Genomic DNA, 19,279 nt, shown 5'->3' with positions numbered 1-19,279 from the left:
TTCAGCCGGTCCGCTTGGTGTCAAATTGACACTCGCGGGCTGACCTGCGGGAATTTCGACCACCCCGTCTCCGGGGCAACCCCTCTAACTTACTCCGACTTCCGGAGTCTGTCGAATCGGGGCCGTCCGCGCGGGTTCGCCGATCTTGGCCGTTCCCGTGGGACTGGTGAACTCTATGTACGTCTCCGGGAACCGTCAAATCAATGGTGTGGGCGGGTTCGTAGGGGTAGACCCCATGTGTGAACGAACGGTCGGTTCCCCGCGCGATCATCGTGCTGCTAGGCACCGCCTGCGCACTGATCGTGCTGTTCGGGCTGCGAGAGGTCGCCTCGATCGTCGGCCCCTTCGTGCTCGCCTTGGTGCTTGTCATCGCGGTGTCCCCGGTGCGGGGATGGCTGGCCGGCAAGGGAGCCCCGATCTGGGTCCAGGTGGCGGTGCCGTTCCTCATCGTGGTGTTCGTCGTGCTGGCGATGGTCGCGGTGCTGTCCCTGTCGGTCACGCAGCTCGCCGGGCTCATGCCGACCTACACCAACGAGTTCCAGGACCTGCTCAACCAGGCGCAACGGCTCGCCGCCTCCTACGGGTTCGGCAACGAGCAGCTCAGCAAGGCGCTGCAGTCCTTCGACGCGGGCAAGCTGCTCGGCGCGGCACAGGTCCTGCTGTCGAGCCTGGTCGGGGTACTGTCGAGCCTGTTCCTGATCGTGGTGCTTCTGCTGGCGATGTCGCTGGACGCGCCGATCACGGCCAAGATCCTGGATTCCGTACGCGGCGAGCGCCCGGCCGTCATCACCGCCCTGGAGACCTTCGCCGCCAAGACGAGGCGCTACCTCATCGTCTCCACGGTCTTCGGCATCATCTGCGCCACCTGCGATGTCATCGCCCTGTACTTCCTGGGTGTCCCGCTGCCGCTGCTCTGGGGCGTGCTCGCGCTCATCACCACCTACATCCCGAACATCGGCTTCGTCCTCGGGCTCATCCCGCCGAGCCTGCTCGCCCTCCTGGACGGCGGGCCCAAGCAGATGATCTTCGTGATCGCCGCCTACTGCGTGATCAACGTCGTCTTCCAGGGCCTGATCCTGCCCAAGTTCCTGGGCGACGCGGTGGGCCTGTCCACCACGATGACGCTGGTGTCGCTGATCGGCTGGACGTTCGTGCTCGGCCCGCTCGGCGCGCTGCTGGCGATCCCGCTCAGCCTGCTGACGAAGGCGCTCCTGATCGACAGCGACCCGAGCGCAAAATGGGCCGGGTCCTTGATCTCCGGTAAGACGGCATAAAGCCGGACCACGGAGGTGTTCACCCTGACGCCATGTACGTAGAGCGAGCACCGCGCCCAGAACTGGCCGGCCGGATCTCCTGGCTGTGGGAACACGTCGCGGAGTCCGACGGCTCCAAGCTGATCGTGCCCGACGCCGCCGTCGATCTGATCTGGGGCCCCGGCGGCCTGCACATCGCGGGCCCCGACACCGGCCCGATGCCGACTTCGATGCGGGCGGGCGACGTCTTCGTGGGTGTCCGCTTCCATCCCGGCGCCACGGGCGGCGTGTTCGGGGTGCCGCTGGAGGAGTTGCGCGACCGTCGGGTCCAGGTCGCGGATCTCGGCGGCGCGCTGGGCGACCTGGCCGAACGGCTCGGCGCGAGCGGGCGTACCGGAGAGTCGCCTGAGGTCCGGACGGCGGTGCGCCGGGCGATGGTCGGCGCGGTGACGGAGCGCTGGACCGAGACGCCCGCGCCCGACGCCGCCGCGCCCGCGATCGCCGCCGCTCTGCGGGCCGGACGGTCGGTCAGCGAGGTGGCGTGGGAGCTGGGGTTCAGCGAGCGCCAACTCCACCGCAGGAGCGTGGCCAGCTTCGGCTACTCCCCCAAGATGCTGCAGCGCATCGTCCGGTTCCAGCGCGCGCTCCGGCTGGCGCGCGCGGGCCGCCCGCTGGCCGAGGTGGCGTTCGCGAGCGGGTACGCCGACCAGGCGCACCTGGCCAACGACGTCAAACGGCTCAGCGGCGTCACCATGGGCACCCTTCTGACGTGACGGATCAGATCCGTCCGTAGGCACGCAGGGTCTTCAGCCGCTCCACCGTGATGTGACCACCCCACTCGGTCTGTACGGCCGGCGTCCAAGCAGGCCAGTTGAACCCCCACCCCCCGTCCTTCTGCTGCGCGACCAGCGCGTCGAGGTGGCGTTCGATCACCTCCTGGCCGAACAAGGGCAGCCGCATGGGCGCGGGCGCGAAGTCCAGCGGGAAGTGCGCCGCCCCCGGCGTGTCCGGGTCGAGCGCCACGGTGGCCAGGATCGCCTCCTTGAGCCGCGCGAACTCCGCCTCCGCACGCTCCCTGTCGGCCACCGACTCGAGGAAGAGCACCACGGCCCGCGCCTCGTACGGGCTGGTCTCGTCCTTGATGGCGGCGATGGCCGACCAGCAGAACGCGGTGGCCCGCTGCAGCCACGGATGCCGGCCGCGGTGCTTGTGCAGGAGCCCGACGATGGACGCCGTGGGCACGAGACTGCCCGGCGGGTCGTCGTCGGTCTGCCACCAGGGCGCCCTGGGCGTGTCCCGCACGCTCGGCAGCACGAACGGCACGCCGCCGTCCGGCCGGCACACGTTGCCCAGGTAGGCGCAGGCGCCGTTGACCATGGGGTCGTCGAATGCGTCGAGCTCGTCGAGGATGTGGAAGGCGACCTCGACGGGCTCCGGCTGGCTGCCGGGGCCGCGCAGGTCGGGTTCGAGGGCGTTGCCGAAGCCGCCGTCGTGGTTCTGGTAGGCGCGCAGTGCGTCCAGGACCCGGCGCCGGTCGCCGTTCCGGAACAGCGCCTCGAATCGGTAGCGGTCGAGGAGCCGGGCGTTGAGCTGCATGTACGTCGCGGCGCTGGTCACAATGTCCATGCCGTTCACGTTAGCCCGGCCGCGTCACGGAGTTCTTGAAGGAATCGGACGGGTCAGGTCGTGGCCAGCGCCTCCGTCGGCGACATCCGGGCCGCCCGCACCGCGGGGTAGAACCCGGCCAGTCCCCCGATGACGAGCGTGGCCAGGACCCCGCCCGCCATCGCCCAGACGGGCACGATCGACGGCCAGCCCTGGAGCGTGGCGTACAGGGAGGTCACGCCGATGCCGAGCACCACGCCGCCGACGCCCCCGATGGCCGACAGCAGCAGCGACTCGGCCAGGAACTGGAGCCTGATCTTCCCCCGGGTGGCGCCGAGCGAGCGCCGCAGCCCGATCTCGGCCCGCCGTTCGAGCACCGAGATGACCATGGTGTTGGCCACGCCGACCCCGCCGACGATGAGGGCGACGCCGCCGAGCCCGAGCAGCAGCGCGTTGAGGGTGGCGTCGGTGGCCTGCTTGGCGGCCAGCACGTCGGAGGGCCTGGAGACCTCGACCTCGTCCGGGTGGGCGGGGTTGGCCGTGGCGGCCAGGACGTCGCGCACGGCGGTGACCGACTCCTCGCCGGCGCGGGCGTAGACGGTCGTGGGGTAGCCGTCGAAGCCGAGGCGTTCCTCGGCGACCGGCCAGCCGACGAGGGCGGCGGTGTCCACCTCGGGGGCCAGGGGCGCGGGGCCGAGCACGCCGACCACGGTGAACCACTGCCCGCCGAGCCAAACGCGCTGGTCGGGCCCGGCCTCGACGACGCCGAGCCGGTCGGCGGCCTTGGCGCCGAGCACGGTGGCCGGGTAGCGCTGCGTGGCCTCGTTCAGCCAGGAGCCGCTGACGATCTGGGCGCCGACGTCGCCGATGAGGTCGAGCCTGGCGGCGGCGACGGAGACGCTGCCGGTCTGTCCCTCGGGGATGTGCTCGTTGCGGTAGACGTGCGCGCCGGTGACGCCGGTGGCGGTGACGGAGGTGACCGGCGGGATCTGCCCGATCATGCCCTCCGACTCGACGGGCAGGTGGGAGCTCTCGCCGAACATGGTCTGGCCGGGTGAGACCTTGAGCAGGTTGGTGCCGAGGGCGGCCAGCTGGCGGTTGAGGTCCTCCTGGCTGGAGGCGGAGATGCCGACGACGCCGAGCATGGCGGCGATGCCGATGGCGATGCCGAGCGCCGACAGGAAGACGCGCAGCGGCCGGGCGCGCAGCCCGGCGCCGCCGACGCGCACGACGTCGCGGGCGTGCATCCTGGCCGGGACGAGGGCGGTCATGCGATCACCTTGCCGTCGAGCATCTCGACCTGCCGGGGCAGGGAGGCGGCGATGTCGCGGTCATGGGTGATGATCACGACGGTGGTCCCGGCGGCGTTGAGCTCGCGCAGCAGGTCCATGACGCCGGCGCCGGAGCGGGAGTCGAGGTTGCCGGTGGGCTCGTCGGCCAGCAGCAGCGAGGGCCCGCCGACGACCGCGCGGGCGATCGCCACCCGCTGCTTCTCGCCGCCGGACAACTGGTGGGGGCGGTGGCCGAGCCGGTGTCCGAGTCCGACCCGCTCCAGCGCCGCCTGCGCGCGCCGCCGCCGCTCGCGCAGGGCGGGGCCGGAGTAGAGCAGCCCGTCTGCGACGTTGTCGAGCGCGGGCACCCCCGCGGCCAGGTGGAACTGCTGGAAGACGAAGCCGATCGTCCTGGCCCGCAGCGCGGACAGCGCCCGGTCGTTGAGCTGGGAGACGTCGTGCCCGTCGATGCGCACGGCGCCGCCGGAGGGCCGGTCGAGGGTGCCGATCATGTTGAGCATGGTCGACTTGCCGGAGCCTGAGGGGCCGACGATGCCGAGCAGTTCACCCTCGCCGATGCCGAGGGTGACGCCGCGCAGCGCCTGGACCTCGCCGTAGTCCTTGCTGACCTCGTGCAGTTCGGCGATCACTTGGGCACCGCCACAGTGGTGCCCTCGTCGACGCCGGTGATCTCGACCTTGCCGTCGGCGAACATGCCGGCCTCGACCGCCGCGTACCGGGTGGAGGCGCCCTCGACGACCTGCACGCCGTAGCCGCCCTCCGCGAGCGCGAACAGCGCCCCCACCGGTACGGCCAGCACGTCCGCACGCCGACCGGCCACGACGGTGACCTTCACCGGCCCGGTGTCGAACCCCTTGACCCCGCTCACCGCCACCGTGACCTCGACGGTCGTGGCGGCCTCCTGGCCCTCGCCGGTCGTGGTGGCGGTCTTGCCGACGCTGGACACCTTGCCCTGCACCTCGGTGCCGTCGGGCAGTTCGACCGCGGCCTTCATGCCCTTCTTGACCAGGTGGCGGTCGGCCACGTCGAGGTCGACCAGCACCTCCCGGGTGGTGCCCGTGGCCGACAGCACGGGACCGCCGGCCGAGGAGCCGAGCGCGGCCTTGAGCTTGTCGACGCGCAGCGGGCCGTCGGCCACGACGACGTCCTCCGGCTCGACCGTGCCGGTGACGGGGACGCCCAGGTCGTCCTGCCAGTCCTCGACGGCCTCGCGGGTGGCCCAGGTGTAGTCGCCGTCCACGTCGAAGCCCTTGTAGCCGAGCTTGGCGAGGTTGCGCTCCAGCAGTTCGACGTCCATGCCCTCGACGCCGTCCTGGAGGGTGCGGTAGAGCGGCATCGAGCCGTACAGGAGCGGGACCCGATCGGCGTCCACGCTGTAGACGGACCTGCCGCGGGTGATGGTGGCGCCCTCCTTGGGCAGCCAGGTGACGGTGCCCTGGCCGCGGGCGGCGACGTCGGCGGTGGAGCCGTAGCCGAGGGAGCCGTCCACCTGCTTGGTCTCGGTCAGGGTCGTGCGGGTGACCTTGGCGGTGGCGGGGGCGGTGCGGGCGGCGACGGCCGTACCGGATCCGTCGCCGCCGAAGCCGATCGCGGCGGCGGCGACCGCGGCGGCCAGCAGGGCCGCGCCGCCCGTCCAGGCGGCGGCGCGCAGGGCCCTCACTTGCGGGTCCCGAACTGGGGGAACTTGCCGCGGCAGGCCTCGACGGCCTTCTTGAACGTGGGGTCGTCGGCGTTGAGGGCGGGGCGCTTGCCGCCGAAGCCGCCGTTGGGGTCGGGGTCGGGCATGTCGACGCCGTTCTCGCGCATGCAGGCGGCGTACTGGCGCAGCCGTTCCTGGTCCTCGGGGGTGAGGTCGGCGCGGTCGCGGAAGGGCCGCAGGTCCTTGCACGCCTCGGCGGCCTTCTTGAAGGCGGGCTCGTTGACCTTCTTGGCGTCGATCTTCAGGCCCATCTTGCCGTTGGGGTCGGGATCGGGCATGTCGACGCCGTTGTCGCGCATGCACTGGGCGAACTTCCTGGCCTGCTCCTGCGGGTCGGCCGTCGTGGTGGGTGTGGCGCTCGCGGACGCGCTGGGCTGGGCGGAGGCGACCGAGGCCACCCCTGCCGAGGTCGGCTGCGAGCCGCAGCCCGCTATCACGGTCAGGGCGCCCGCCGCGAGGAGGATTCGTCTCATGGCCCCGACTGTGGTCGGCCCCGCTCAGAGCCGGCTGGGAGCCGCCTCGGAGGCAGGTAGGAATACGCGGAACCTGGCGCCCTTCCCCGGGCCGGTGTCGAGCGTCACCCTGCCGCCGTGCGCGTGCACGATGGCCGCGACGATCGCCAGCCCCAGCCCCGCGCCGCCGTCCGCGCGCGAGCGTCCCTGCCCGACCCGGTAGAGCCGGTCGAAGAGGTACGGCACGTGCCGCTCCTCGATCCCCGGCCCGGTGTCGGCCACCTCCAGCACGGCCATGTCCCCGGTACGCCCGACGCGGACCGTCACCGAGGCGTCGGACGGGGTGTGGGCCAGGGCGTTCCCGACGAGGTTGGCCGCCACCTGGCGCAGCCGCGCCTCGTCGCCCGCCAGCGAGACCGGCGCGAGCGTGTCGCCCAGTCCGGTGAGCCTGACCTGCCGGTCGGGCACCCGGGCGCGGGCGTCCCTGATGGTGTCGGCGGCGACCTCCAGCAGGTCCACCCGGCCGCGTTCGAGCGCGCGTTCCTCGTCGAGCTGGGCCAGCGTGAGCAGGTCGTTGACGAGCCCGCCCATCCTGGTGGCCTCGTCCTCGATGCGGCGCATGGTCTCGTCGGCGTCGCCGCCGCCGCGCCGGTGCAGTTCGGCGAAGCCGCGTACCGAGGTGAGGGGGGTGCGCAGCTCGTGGGAGGCGTCGGCGAGGAAGCGGCGCATGCGGGCCTCCGAGGCGGTCCTGGCGGCGATCTCGTGGGTGACGCGGTCGAGCATGACGTTCATGGCCTGGCCGAGGCGGCCGGGCTCGGTGTGCGGGTCGGGGTCGGGGACGCGGCGGGCGAAGTCGCCGCCGGCGATGTGGCTGGCGGTGTTCTCCATGCGGGTCAGGGGGCGCAGGCCGAGGCGTACCAGGACGTCGGCGGCCATGCCGAGCAGGACCAGCACGGCGGCGCTGACGGCGACCGCGATGGCGATGAGCGAGGTGCGCGTCTGCTCGACGTCGGCCAGGGAGGTGCCGATGACGACGGTGTCGCCCGTGGGCACGGCGGTGGCCACCACCCGCCAGCCGGGGCCTTCGGTGCCGGGCACGGTGTAGGGGCCGTCGTAGCTCAGCCGGTCGATCACCGGGCCCGGCTCCCCGGTGGGCGGCAGGGTGGCCTTGAGCGTGCCGGAACTGGTGTAGATCATGATGCGGGAGACCTGGGCGACCCGCTTGGTGAGCAGGCGTTCCAGGCTTACGTCCACGGCCGTGTAGCCGCCCGGGGGCAGGGCCGGCATGGGCTGCTGTATGCGCGCCCCGATGCCGGTGGAGGCCGCCGTGAGCTGCTCGTCCACGCGGCGCACGAGCATGCTCTGGAGCAGCGCGATGCCGACGACGTTGGCGAGCACGAGCGCGAGCGTGGTCAGCGCCAGGATCGATACGACCAGCCGGGTGCGCAGGGTCCAGCGCTTCATCGGGGGCTCCTGAGCGTGTAGCCGACGCCGCGGACGGTCTGGATCAGGCCAGGGATCTTCTTGCGCAGGTAGTAGACGTAGGACTCGACGATGCTGGAGTCGCCGTCGAAGTCGTAGCGCCACACGCTGTCGAGGATCTGGGCCTTGCTGACGACCCGGCCCGCGTTGGCCAGCAGGTACTCCAGCAGGTTGAACTCGGTGGGCGACAGGTCGATGCGGGCGCCGGCGCGGCGTACCTCGTGGGCGGCGGTGTCCAGTTCGAGGTCGGAGTAGCTGAGCACCTCGGCGGGCGGGCCGCCGCCCCGGCTGCGCCGCAGGATCGCGCGGATGCGCAGCACGACCTCCTCCAGGCTGAACGGCTTCGCCACGTAGTCGTCGGCGCCCAGCGTGAGTCCCTGCACCCGGTCCTCGACGGTGTCGCGGGCGGTCAGGAACAGAACCGGGATGCGCTCGCCGAGCCGCCGCGCCACCTCGAAGCCGTCGAAGTCCTCCAGCATGACGTCGAGCACCACGATGTCGGGCTCGAAGTCGCGGGCGGCGCTGATGGCCTCGGCGCCGGTCCCGGCGGTCCTGACCTCGAAGGAGACCAGCCGGAGTGTCTGCGAGAGCAAGGCGCGGATGTTCGGCTCGTCGTCCACCACGAGCACCTTGGCCGGTCTGTCCATGCGCTCAGGATTACCTGGACAACCTCAAAGCAGCATCAAAGCATCACTTCATGGCGAAGACCGGGCCGCGGGCGCGGAAGGGCAGGTGGGCGCCCTGCGGGATGAGGAACGCGTGCTCGCGCCGGATCCGCAGCACGTCGCACTGGCCGTCGGTGATCAGCAGGATCGGGCCGTCGGGCGGGAAGTCGGGCGCGCGTTCCAGGAGGTTCACGCCGGGTTGCAGGACGGTGCCGCCCCTGCCGCGTACGCGCACCCGCTGGGCGATGTCCTCCACGGGCAGGTAGCCGGCGTCGTAGGCGGTGGCGTCGCAGTAGACCACGCGGGCTCTGGGCACGTCCCTGGCGATGGCGTAGGAGGCGATCGCGCCCAGGGCCTTGCCGAGCGTCTTCACGTTCATCGAGCCCGAGGTGTCCAGGACGACGCCGAAGGTGGCCTGCTGGACCAGTTCCTCAGGGCGTACCCAGCCGGGGCGGGGGATGTCGGGGGTGGCGGACTGGCGGCGGGAGGCGCGGGCGTAGGAGCGGCGCTTGTCCACGGCCGGCACGTGCTCGTCGAACCAGCGCGCCAGCCGCGCGTCCCACGGCAAAGGCGGCTGGTCGAGGGCGCGGATCTCCTGTTCGAGCCCGGCGGGGACGAAGCCACGCCCGCTGCTCTGGTGGTAGACCAGGCCCTGGGCCAGCGCGTTGCGGTAGTACTCGTCCAGGTCCACGTAGCCCTTGACGCCGCGGGGCGGCCGGTCGAGCACGTCGCCGAGCCCGCGCCCGCGCAGGGTCGCCAGCTTGCGCATGCGCCGCAGGTCGGTGACGATCCGATCGTAGACGGCCTCGGCCGACAGCCCGGCGAGCTCCGGGTCGTGCAGGAGCCCCTCCGGCATCTCCCCCACGCCCATCTCGACGAGCCAGCCGTTGATCACGTAGTCGCAGGCGATGTTCCACACGTACGGCTCCCGCCCGCCCGTCCGCTCGCCGTGCCGCAGGGCGGCGTGCAGCATCTCGTGGGCCAGCGCGAACCGCCACTCCTCGACGGCCAGTCCGGCCAGCGGGTTGACGTAGATCTCGGCGGCCTCGGCGCTGACCGCGGCGATCGAGATGTCCCAGCCGCGGGCCAGGTCGGCGTCGGCGACGACGGTCATCCCGGCGGCCAGCGCGCCGAGCAGCGGGTAGGAGGAGACGAACCAGCGCAGCGCGACGTCCCACGGGCCGTCGGGGCGCTTGTCCGCGCCCACGCGCGGGGTGCCGGCCTTCTCCAGGGCCGCGGTGGCCGTCCTGGCGACGCCGATGGCGAAGGCGCGTTCGTGGTCGAGGTGCTTGGCGAGGTCCTCCTCGCCGATCAGGAAGTCGGCCTGGCCGAGCGGCGCGTACTCCGGGGGCAGCCCGAGCCGGCGCCAGCGCTCGGAGAGCGTGACCTCGGGCTCGGCCGGCAGCTCCGCGGGCAGCGGCGTGGGGCAGCGGCCAAGCTTCAGCGTGCGCAGGAAGCGCTCGACGTTCACGCAGCAGGCGGCCTGGTAGGCGACGTCGGGCAGGTGGGCGCGGCGCCAGGAGACGACCAGTTCGGGACCCACGTCGCCGGGCGCGCAGTTGCGTGGGTCGGCGTGGCCGAAGCCCAGGTGGAGCAGGAGGTGGGCGAAGATCCACGCCCATTCCTCCGGTTCGGCCTTGCGCTGCGGGTGGTGGCGGACGTCGCCGTCGAAGGAGACGGTCGCCCAGGTCTCCTTGGACAGCTCGCCGTCGTCGGCCGGTTCCAGGCTCGCGTGGTAGACCGCGAACAGCGGGTGCGCCGACACCATCGCCCACCCCTGCTGGACCTTGAGCCGCCAGGGGTCGAGCTTCCGCTTCTTCCTCATGAGCGTGCCGCGGACAGGCGGGGAAGGTCGCGGCCGACCTCCACGAGGAACCAGGTCGGCAGGGCGGGCGCGCCGTCGGCGTCGTTGGCGATGACGAGCTGCGCGCACTCCAGCGAGATCTCGGCCAGCTCCACCAGCAGCGTCTTGGCCCGGAAGGCCAGGTCGCGGCCGCGGCTGGAGGCGCCGCGCTTGTCGGCGGGCAGTTCCTTGATCAGGCGGGCGCGGAAGGTCTCCGACAGGAAGTAGAGCAGGTCGCGCTCCTCGGGCCGGCGCGGCCAGGGCGCCTCGCCCTTGAGGACGGCGTCGAGGTCGTAGGCGTGGCGGACGGTCTTGACGTAGGCGCGGAAGGCAGAGGCGTGGGTGGCGGTGAGGGTGCCGAAGGCGAGCATGGCGAGGACCTCGTCCTCGATGTCGTCGCCGTAGGAGGTGATCACGTCGGAGAGCATGTGCCAGGCGCGCGGCGAGGAGAACGCCTCCTCGGTCTTCGGCGGGGCGCTCCACAGGTGGTCGGGGCGCTGGAGGAGGTAGTCGACGATCCAGGGGTGGATGCCGCTCTGGGCGGCCCACTTGAGCCAGTCGTCGGCGCTGGCGCGCAGGTGCACGTGGACCAGGCGGTTGATGAGCGCCGAGGCCATGGGCCTGGCCAGCGCGTTGTCGGTGGCGCGGTTGCCGGCGCCGATCACGACGGAGCCGGCGGGCAGCTCGTAGGCGCCGATCCTGCGGTCGAGGATCAGCGAGTAGAACGCCTTCTGCACCTCGGGCGAGGAGGCGTTGAGCTCGTCGAGGAACAGGCAGTAGGGCTCGTCCCTGGCGATCGACTCCGGCGGGGCGAAGCGGCTGCGCCCGCCGACGAGCTCGGGGACGCCGATGAGGTCCTCGGGGGCGAGCTGGGTGCCGAGCAGCGTCACGCATTCCAGGCCCAGGGAGACGGCGAACTCGCGGACGAGCGAGCTCTTGCCGATGCCCGGCGCGCCCCAGAGGAAGACCGGGCGCACCACGGCGACGTGCAGCAACAGCTCGGGGAGCTGCGCCGGAGTGACCGTGACGTTCGCCTGCATGCCCACAAGGGTGACGAATCCGGCGGGGTCGCGCACCCCCTTTTTAATCCGTTGCGAGCATCCGCGCAGGCCACCTAGGGTCGGTCGCATGTGCTGTAACGCCTGCATCTTCACGATCCGCATCCGCAGCGGCCGGGCTCTGGCTCGCTAGCGGACTGCTCGTTTTCCCCGCGCGTCCGTAGAAGCGCGCCCAGGGCCCTTCGAGACCCCATTCATCTCGAGGACCCGAAAGGGCTGCAGCTGTGGCGCAGAACTTCGCACACGGTAACTATTCCCACACTCAGAAGAAGGCCAGGAACAGCGGTGGCGGCCGCACGCCCAAGGACAGGGCGCGACGCGAGCTCTCGCAGAACTTCCTGGTCGATCGGCATGCCATCGATCTGGTGGTGAAGGCCGCGCGACCGCACGGCCTGATTCTCGAACCCGGCGCCGGGGACGGCGCGCTCACGACCGTCCTGGCCGCCCAGGAGGACGTGGAGTTCGTCGGCTACGAGATCGACCCGCTGCTGGCCGCCAAGCTCAGGGCCAGGACCGGGCTGACGATCGTCAAGGGCGACTTCACCAGGGCCAAACCGCCGAAGGAACCGTTCGCGGTGGTCGGCAACATCCCGTACTCGATCACGTCGAAGATCGTCGACTGGTGCCTGCGCGCCCACGCCATGACCTCGGCGACCCTGCTCACCCAGTTGGAGTACGCCCGCAAGCGCTCGGGCGACTACGGCAGGTGGAGCCTGGTCACCGTGGAGAGCTGGCCGTGGTTCCACTGGGAGCTGCTCGGCCGGGTCGGCAGGGAGAGCTTCCGCCCCGTCCCGGCGGTCGACTCGGGCATCCTGCGCATCGAGCGGCGGCCCGAGCCGCTGGTGGACGCGGGCGCGGCCTGGCGTGAGCTGGTCGAGCTCGGCTTCACCGGGGTGGGCGGCTCGCTGCGCGCCTCGCTCAGGACCCGGTACGACGGCGTCGACGCCGCCCTGGGCAGGGCGGGCGTCGCGCGTGACACGGTGGTGGGCTACGTACGCCCCGACCAGTGGATCACCGTCTACCTGGAGCTACACCGCTGACTTCATCCGCCGACCGGCGGGTGGGGGCACGGGGGTGGCGAGCTCTGGGACCGTCGGATTCCGGCGGTTCCAGGGCATCGCCATGACCAGGACGGGCAGCAGCACGATCGAGGCCAGCGCCCACTGCGAGTGCAGCGCCCACCAGGTGTTGACGTCGAACTGCGTCATGTACAGGTAGCCGTAGGCGGCCCAGGCCGAGCAGCCGATGATCGCCGGCCAGGCGAAGCGGGTGGGCCTGGCCACCAGGAACGGCATGAACCACATGAGGTACTGCGCGCCGAGCCGCGGCGTGACCACCATGAACGCGATCAGCATCGCGATCGTCATGTCGATCGGGTCGGCCCGCCGCCACACCAGCACGCAGGCGACCATGGTCGCGTAGATCAGGTAGGTGCCGGGGACGACGAGGTCGGGTCGCAGCTCCCAGTTGCCGCCGCTGAACTGCGCGGCCCAGCCCCAGTCGCCGACGATCGGCCGGATGTCCCCCATGACGGACATCGCTTCCCGGATCTGGCCGATCGAGGTGTTGACCACGAGCGGCAGCGAGAGCAGGAACAGCACCGGCACCAGGCCGGTGAAGAACAGCGAGACGATCCTGGCCCGCAGGTTGGGCAGGAGCAGCAGCATGCCGGGGATCAGCCAGATCGGCCAGCTCTTCGAGCACAGCGCCAGGCCCATGAGCGCGCCGGCGAACATGCCCCGCCGCAGGTCGTGCCGGTCGTCGCCGGTCGGCATGAGCGAGCGGTGCAGCAGGCCGCCGGGACGGATCACCCTGGCCAGCGCGTTGGGCCAGCCGTAGGCGGCCACGCCGCGGCGCAGCCGTACCGTCACCTCGGTCGTGACGCCCGTCCGGTACGGCGAGCCCGGCCCCCTGGCCACCACGAAAGCGGCCACGCCGAAGGCCAGCGCGACCGGCTCGACCTGGCCGTGGATGGCCGCGACCAGCAGGGCGAGCGGGTTGAGCGCGTACTGCAGGGCGCGCAGGTTGGCCTTGGGACCGCCGGACAGCTTGGCCACCAGCGGGATCAGCGCGATGTCGGCCACGATCGTGACCAGGCGGCCGGCGTACTCCCACGGGATGCCCAGCCAGAGCAGGATGCCGTAGACGTACGGGATCGTCGGCAGGAAGTGCCAGCCGCCCTCGCTGGCGATGACCGGGTCCTGGCCGTTGAGGATGGCCTCGCCCGCGGGCTTGAAGCTCTCCATGAAGTCGACCGGCTGCCAGGCGTCGTCGGCCGCGGTGAACAGCAGCAGCGTCCGCACGGCCACGCCCACGAGGATCGCGACGAGAAGGGATGGTCGCCAGTTACGCCATTGGGCGACAAGGGCGAGCAGGACACCGGCGGCGAGGACTATCCCCGTGAGGACTGCGTATTCCATGGCGGCCTCTAGCCTGCCGTACCCGGGAGGGTGCTGCCACCTGGGCCGGGGAAAGCGCGATCAGACATGACACTCGATAAGTAGGCTTATCAACACCATTTGTGCACTCCTTTTTCCTGCGGAGACGGCCGCTCCGCGCGGGAAACTCACAGCAAACTCACAGCTCGTTCACCTGGCCACCGCCGCCCGCGCGTCGACCACGCCCAGGCCGAGGCGCAGGTCCTTGGTCGGGTTCCGGGCGGTCTGCCGGATGGCCCTCATGGTCTGGTCGGGGGTCTTCCCCTGCCCGATCAGGAGCGCCGCCAACCCGGCCACGTACGGCGCCGCCATCGAGGTGCCGTCGAGCTGGCCGTAACCGGTGGCGTTCTTGCGGGTTTCCGGGGTCGGGTAGGTCGGCAGCGTGGACATGATGCGCACGCCGGGCGCGCTGACCGCGTCCTCCGCGCCGAAGTTGGAGAACTCGGCGGGCTTGCCCTGCTGGTCGCTGGCCCCGACGACGAGGACCTGCGTGGCCGGCTTGTACGGCTGCTTGACGGTGCCCTCGTTGCCCGCCGCGGCCACGACGACCGCGCCCCTGCTGTAGGCGTGGAGGATGGCCGGGTTGAGCGCGCCGCCCTTGAGCAGGCGCGAGATCAGGCCGGTCTCGCCGAGGCTGAGGTTGATCACCTTGGCGCCGTTGTCGGCGGCCCAGACGATGCCCTTGACGATCGTGGCCTGGTCGCCGGATCCGACCGCGCCGAGCACCCGCACCGGCATGATCTTGGCGCCTGGCGCGGCGCCGGCGATGCCGAGGCCGTTGTGGGTGACGGCGGCGGCGATGCCGGCCACGTGGGTGCCGTGGCCGTTGCGGTCCTGGGGGTCCTGGTCGCCGTCGACGAAGTCGTAGCCGTCGACGATCTTGCCCTTGAGGTCGGGGTGGCCGGTGTCCACCCCGGTGTCCACGATCGCGATCACCACGCCGTCGCCGTCCGCCTTCGACCACGCCTCGGGCAGGTTGACGGCGGGCAGGCCCCACTGCTGGGGTTCGAGCGGGTCGGGTTCCGGCGAAGCGCAGCCCGCCATGGCCGCAAGGATCACGGCAAGCGTCAGGACTCGCCTCATCATGCCCCCCGATGTACACGATAAGTCCTGATAAGACTACACAGAGTACGCGGAGGGGTAGGCGGGAGGAGCGGGGTGAGGCGCCTCGGGAGAGATAACCCGGAAACCTCTCCCGAGGAGCCTCAGCCCCGCTCCTCCCGGGTCTCAGCCGAGCGCGTTCAGGTACGCCCGGTGGCTGCGGGAGAACTCGAAGGAGTTGTACTTGTCCCAGTTGATCGACCAGGTCATCAGCCCGCGCAGGTTCGGATAGACCCCACGCGGCCGGTACGGCCCGCAGTTCGTGCCCTTCGCCAGGCAGTCGAAGGCCTTCTGGACCTCGGCCACCGTGGTGAAGCCGTTGCCCGCCCACGGCGCCGCGGGCAGGCCGATGGCGACCTGGTCCTGGCGGAGCGCGGGGAAGACGTTGGCGGTGTTGCCCATGATCGGGAAGCCCGCGAGCAGCATGTCGGTCATCGCGACGTGGAAGTCGTGGGTGCCCATCGTGTGGTACTGGTTGTCCAGGCCCATGATCGGCCCGGAGTTGTAGTCCTGCACGTGCAGGAGCGTCAGGTCGTTGCGCATCGCGTGGATCACCGGGAGGTAGGACGCGCTGCGGTTGTCGGCGGCGCCCTGCGGACCGGGGCCGTAGAACTGGTAGCCGAGCTGGACGAAGAAGGTCTCCGGCGCCATGGTCAGCACGAAGCGGGAGCCGTACTTCGCCTTGAGGGTCCTGAGGGCGGAGATCAGGTTGACGATCACCGGGGTGGTCGGGTTGCTGAGGTTGGTGTCGCCGGCGTTCAGGTAGAGCGAGTGGCCCTCGAAGTCGATGTCGAGGCCGTCCAGGCCGTAGCGGTCGATGATCGCGCTCACCGAGGAGACGAACGCGTCCCGCGCGCCCGCGCTGGTGAGCTGGACCTGCCCGTTCTGCCCGCCGATGGAGATGAGCACCTTCTTGCCCGCGGCCTGCTTGGCCCGGATGGCGGCGATGAACTCCGCCTCGGACTCGACGTTCGGGCACTCGGCCGCCGGGCAGAGCCGGAAGCGGATGTCGCCCGAGGTCACCGAGGTCGGCTCGCCGAAGGCGAGGTTGATGACGTCCCACTCGTTCGGGACGTCGGCCATCCGGATGTAGCCGGAGCCGTTGGCGAAGGAGGCGTGCAGGTAGCCGACCATGACCCGCTTGGGCAACTGGCCGCCTGGGTTGCCGCTGTCGGTCGTGGTTCCCGCGACCTCGGAGGTGTAGGCGGAGCAGTTGCCCGAGCCGTCGCAGGCCCGGACCTTGAACCGATAGGTGGTCTTCGCGGCCAGGCCGCCGACCGTGGTCGAGGTGCCCGTGACGGAGGTGGGGGCGCCGCCGTCGCGGGAGAGCTCGTAGCGGGCGACGCTGCCGGAGTTGTCGGTGGAGGCCGACCAGCTCACCGACAGCGAGCTCTGGGTGGCGCCGCCCACGGCGAGGTTGCCGGGGACGGTCGGCGGGGTGGTGTCGGGCGGCTGCGGGGTGCCGGGCGGCCCGTCGAGCACCACGTCGTCGGCCTGGTAGGCGCCCTGGCCGTACCAGCTGTTGACGTAGACGGTCACGCTGGTCGTGCTCGCGCCGGTGGTGAAGCTGGTGCTCACCTGGCGGTAGGCCGAGGGCGAGGACGTCCAGGTGCTGACGTCGGTGGTGCCGGTGCCGAGGGCGCCGAGGAAGACGTAGCCGCCCCGCACCCAGGCGGACAGGGTGTAGGAGGAGGAGGGCTTGACGCTGATGACCTGCTGGCAGCGCGCGGTGTCGCTGCCGGCGGTGGTGGCCTGCAGCGCCTTGGACCCCGAGTGGACCGGTGTGGTGACCGCCTGGGCTCCGGACGAGGCGGTGCAGGTCCAGCTCGCGAGGTCGCTCTCGAAGCCGGGGTTGCTCAGGATGTTGGCGGCGAGAGCGGGCGGGGCGGAGACCGCCGTGAGGCCGAGGGCCAGCACGGCGGCCGCCGCGATGTGACGGAGTCGCATCGCCTAGAACCCCGCGGTGATGCGGGTGAACTCCCACTCGGCCTGGGAGATGCCACTGCAGTTGGACTGCACGCCGCCGCCGGGGCACGGCCGGTCGCGGTTGACCGCCCAGTACGCCAGCCTGGTCAGCCCCTTGGACTTGGCCCAGTCGCGGATCTGCGTCCAGGTGGCCGGCGAGGTGAGCTCCTGCTGGTCGGACAGGCCGTTCATGCCGGAGATGCCCATGCGGGCGTACGCCTGCGCGTCGGTGTAGCCGTAGGCGTTCTTCAGCGCGGTCTTCAGGCCCTCGGAGGCGTTGACGGTGTCGGTGTACATGTTGGAGCCGCCGAAGTCGAACGGCATGATCGTGAAGTTGTCGATCGGCACGTTGAGCGCCTTGGCCTGGTTGATCAGGCGGACGCCGTGGGAGTTCGGGCCCGTCCTGGTGGTGCCGAAGGTCACGACGATCTTCACGTTCGGGTTGTTCTGCCGGACGATCTTGAGCGCGTTGAGGATGCGGTCCTGCACCGTGTAGTTCTCGAACTCGTCGGTGTTCTCGATGTCGAAGTCCACGACGGCCGGTCCGACGGCGTTGATGACCTGCTGCACGGCGCCGGCGAACGCCTGCGGCGTGGAGCACGCCGGGCCGAGCTTGTTGCCCGACCAGCCGCCGAAGGAGATCTGCACGTTGCCGCCGGCGTTCTTGATGGCCGAGATGGCCTGCGCGTCGGCGCCGCCGGTCAGCGGGCGGTTGCCGTCCCACGCCGGGTTGCAGCCACCGCTGGCCAGGATGAAGGCCATGGTGAACGACTTGACGCCGGTCGCGCTCATGACGGACGCGGGCGAGGGCGGGTTGCCCCATCCCATGTAGAGGTACGGCGCGCCGGCCATCTTGCCCGGCGGGTCGGGGTTGGTGCAGCCGGAGGTCGTGGCGGAGGCGTCACGTCCGGTGGACTCGCCCACGCTGTTGTACGCCTTGACCGTGTAGGTGTGCGACGTGCAGACGCCCAGCCCGGAGATGGTGGCGCTGGTGCCGGTGACCGTCGTCCTCAGGGCCGTGCCCTCGTAGACGCGGTAGCCGGTGACCGTCCCGGAGGAGGCGCCCCAGCTCAGCGCGATGGAGGTGTTGGTGACCGTGGTGCTGACGTTGCCCGGCTGGCCGGGCACGCCGGGCTGCGGGTTGCCGCCGCCCGAGCGCCACAGCGCCGGCACGTTCGGCGGTTCCCAGCCGGGCTGGGAGGTGTGGGACTGGATGGCGGTGTAGCTGGTGCCGTTGTAGGTGACGACGGCGCCGATGGCGTACGGCGTCCACGGCGCCCAGTCGGCGAAGAACGCGATGGTGCGGGCGCTGCCCGCGGTCGCGGTCGCGGTCGTGGCCGAGGCCAGGCCGGCGAACAGCAGCGCGGCGGCGGATATCGCCGCGACGAGAAGGCGTCTCATGGCATTCCCTGAAGGTGCGGCTTGACGGTCTTGGAGAAGTTCCAGTTGTGGCTGGCGTCCCAGTTGATGGACCAGGTCATGGCGCCCCTGATGTCCGGCCACGCCTGCGGGGGCACGAAGCTGCCGCAGTTGGTGCGCTTGGACAGGCAGTCCAGCGCCTGGTTGACCATGGTCGGGTTGACGACTCCGCCGCCCGCGGCGCCCGGTCCCGCCGGCAGGCCGAGGGCGACCTGGTCGGCGCGCAGGCCGTTCTGGAGCTGGATGCAGGCCAGGGCGACCATGAAGTTGACCGTCCCCTGCGAGTACGCGGCGGACTGGTCGCAGCCCAGCATGCTGCCGGAGTTGTAGTACTGCATGTTGACGACCGTGAGGATGTCCTTGATGTTCAGGGCGAGCTTGAAGTACTCCATCCCGGTCGACTGCATGTCGATGGTCTGCGGCGCCATCATGATGATGAGGCTGGAGCCGACCTTCGCGCGCAGTTCCCTCAGCGCCTGGCCCATGTAGGTGGCGTTGAGCCCGTTCTCCAGGTCGATGTCGACGCCGTCGAAGCCGTAGCTCTGCATGATGGAGTGGACGCTGTTGGCGAAGGCGGTCGCCGCGGAGGAGCTGGCCACCTGGACGCGTCCGGCCTCGCCGCCCACGCTCAGGATGACCTTCTTGCCGCGCGCGTGCAGGGCCTGCACGTCGGCGCGGAACTGGGCGTCGGTGTAGCCGCCGAGCGCGCTGGCCAGGGCCGGGTCAAGGTTGAAGGTGACCTGGCCGGGGGTGGTGGTGGCCTCGGCGAAGGCGATCGCGACGACGTCGTACTCGTTCGGCACCGCCGACAGCCGCAGCTCGGTGGCCGGGTTGACGAAGTTGTGCCAGTAGCCGGTCAGGAAGTGCTTGGGCAACTGGCCGCCGGGGCAGCCGGTGGTAGTGCCGGAGGCGTCGCGGCCGGTGGACTCGCCCACGCTGTTGTAGGCCTTGATCGTGTACGTGTGCGACTCACACGTGCCCAGACCCGAGATCGTCGCGCTCGTACC

General features: G+C 71.0%; 17 protein-coding genes. 3 read left to right on the top strand and 14 right to left on the bottom strand.

Annotated elements, in window-relative coordinates:
* Positions 1-239: 239 nt before the first annotated feature.
* Both ACIBEJ_RS49260 and ACIBEJ_RS49255 read left to right on the top strand, forming a co-directional pair.
* Positions 240-1,274, top strand: coding sequence for an AI-2E family transporter (locus ACIBEJ_RS49260; protein WP_397189960.1), 1,035 nt, complete (start codon positions 240-242; stop codon positions 1,272-1,274).
* A gap of 32 nt (positions 1,275-1,306) precedes the next feature.
* A complete protein-coding gene (locus ACIBEJ_RS49255) occupies positions 1,307-2,026 on the top strand; it encodes a helix-turn-helix domain-containing protein (protein WP_397189959.1) in 720 nt (239 codons plus the stop codon).
* A 4-nt stretch (positions 2,027-2,030) separates the two neighbouring features.
* On the opposite strand, the gene ACIBEJ_RS49250 is transcribed toward ACIBEJ_RS49255, so the two are convergent.
* Genes ACIBEJ_RS49250 through ACIBEJ_RS49210 form a run of 9 tightly spaced genes read right to left on the bottom strand, consistent with a single transcriptional unit; the run spans position 2,031 to position 11,331 of the window.
* Entirely contained in the window at positions 2,031-2,879 is an 849-nt protein-coding gene (locus tag ACIBEJ_RS49250; RefSeq protein ID WP_397189958.1) for a hypothetical protein, read from the bottom strand.
* A gap of 53 nt (positions 2,880-2,932) precedes the next feature.
* The gene (locus tag ACIBEJ_RS49245) at positions 2,933-4,129 is read right to left on the bottom strand and encodes an ABC transporter permease (protein ID WP_397189957.1); all 1,197 of its coding nucleotides are present in this window, start codon (positions 4,127-4,129) and stop codon (positions 2,933-2,935) included.
* Positions 4,126-4,779, bottom strand: a complete 654-nt coding sequence (locus tag ACIBEJ_RS49240; protein WP_397189956.1) for an ABC transporter ATP-binding protein — start codon at positions 4,777-4,779, stop codon at positions 4,126-4,128. The genes ACIBEJ_RS49245 and ACIBEJ_RS49240 overlap by 4 nt, the downstream gene beginning before the upstream one ends.
* Complete coding sequence (locus tag ACIBEJ_RS49235) at positions 4,776-5,810, bottom strand: peptidoglycan-binding protein (protein WP_397189955.1); 1,035 nt, start codon at positions 5,808-5,810, stop codon at positions 4,776-4,778. The genes ACIBEJ_RS49240 and ACIBEJ_RS49235 overlap by 4 nt, the downstream gene beginning before the upstream one ends.
* The gene (locus ACIBEJ_RS49230) at positions 5,807-6,322 is read right to left on the bottom strand and encodes a hypothetical protein (protein ID WP_397189954.1); all 516 of its coding nucleotides are present in this window, start codon (positions 6,320-6,322) and stop codon (positions 5,807-5,809) included. The genes ACIBEJ_RS49235 and ACIBEJ_RS49230 overlap by 4 nt, the downstream gene beginning before the upstream one ends.
* Before the next feature lie 24 nt (positions 6,323-6,346).
* A complete protein-coding gene (locus ACIBEJ_RS49225) occupies positions 6,347-7,765 on the bottom strand; it encodes a sensor histidine kinase (RefSeq protein WP_397189953.1) in 1,419 nt (472 codons plus the stop codon).
* On the bottom strand, positions 7,762-8,430 hold the full coding sequence (locus tag ACIBEJ_RS49220) for a response regulator transcription factor (RefSeq protein WP_397189952.1): 669 nt from the start codon (positions 8,428-8,430) through the stop codon (positions 7,762-7,764). Before ACIBEJ_RS49220 ends, ACIBEJ_RS49225 begins: the two co-directional genes overlap by 4 nt.
* A gap of 43 nt (positions 8,431-8,473) precedes the next feature.
* Positions 8,474-10,273 carry a hypothetical protein gene (locus tag ACIBEJ_RS49215; protein WP_397189951.1) on the bottom strand — a complete coding sequence of 600 codons (1,800 nt, stop codon included), beginning with the start codon at positions 10,271-10,273 and terminating at the stop codon, positions 8,474-8,476.
* Positions 10,270-11,331, bottom strand: coding sequence for an AAA family ATPase (locus tag ACIBEJ_RS49210; protein ID WP_397189950.1), 1,062 nt, complete (start codon positions 11,329-11,331; stop codon positions 10,270-10,272). The genes ACIBEJ_RS49215 and ACIBEJ_RS49210 overlap by 4 nt, the downstream gene beginning before the upstream one ends.
* Positions 11,332-11,573: 242 nt before the next feature.
* On the opposite strand from ACIBEJ_RS49210, the gene erm reads away from it, so the two are divergent.
* Positions 11,574-12,389, top strand: a complete 816-nt coding sequence (gene erm, locus ACIBEJ_RS49205; protein WP_397189949.1) for a 23S ribosomal RNA methyltransferase Erm — start codon at positions 11,574-11,576, stop codon at positions 12,387-12,389.
* Here the strand turns inward: erm and ACIBEJ_RS49200 are convergent.
* The 5 genes from ACIBEJ_RS49200 to ACIBEJ_RS49180 all read right to left on the bottom strand — a co-directional run.
* Positions 12,378-13,769 (bottom strand): hypothetical protein, encoded by a 1,392-nt coding sequence (locus tag ACIBEJ_RS49200; protein WP_397189948.1) that lies wholly within the window; start codon positions 13,767-13,769, stop codon positions 12,378-12,380. The two genes, erm and ACIBEJ_RS49200, sit on opposite strands and share 12 nt — an antisense overlap.
* 168 nt (positions 13,770-13,937) lie before the next feature.
* Positions 13,938-14,873 (bottom strand): S8 family peptidase, encoded by a 936-nt coding sequence (locus ACIBEJ_RS49195; RefSeq protein ID WP_397189947.1) that lies wholly within the window; start codon positions 14,871-14,873, stop codon positions 13,938-13,940.
* A 141-nt stretch (positions 14,874-15,014) separates the two neighbouring features.
* Complete coding sequence (locus ACIBEJ_RS49190) at positions 15,015-16,835, bottom strand: chitinase (RefSeq protein ID WP_397189946.1); 1,821 nt, start codon at positions 16,833-16,835, stop codon at positions 15,015-15,017.
* A 3-nt stretch (positions 16,836-16,838) separates the two neighbouring features.
* A complete protein-coding gene (locus tag ACIBEJ_RS49185; protein ID WP_397189945.1) occupies positions 16,839-18,254 on the bottom strand; it encodes a carbohydrate-binding protein in 1,416 nt (471 codons plus the stop codon).
* Positions 18,251-19,279 (bottom strand): chitinase (locus tag ACIBEJ_RS49180; protein ID WP_397189944.1); only part of this gene is annotated, 1,029 nt, incomplete at its 5' end. The genes ACIBEJ_RS49180 and ACIBEJ_RS49185, both read right to left, overlap by 4 nt.

The sequence above is a fragment of the Nonomuraea sp. NPDC050790 genome, from assembly GCF_044456745.1.
Taxonomy (GTDB): domain Bacteria; phylum Actinomycetota; class Actinomycetes; order Streptosporangiales; family Streptosporangiaceae; genus Nonomuraea.
The sequence above is the reverse complement of the archived record's forward strand: the minus strand, read 5'-3'. Positions and strand labels throughout refer to the sequence as shown.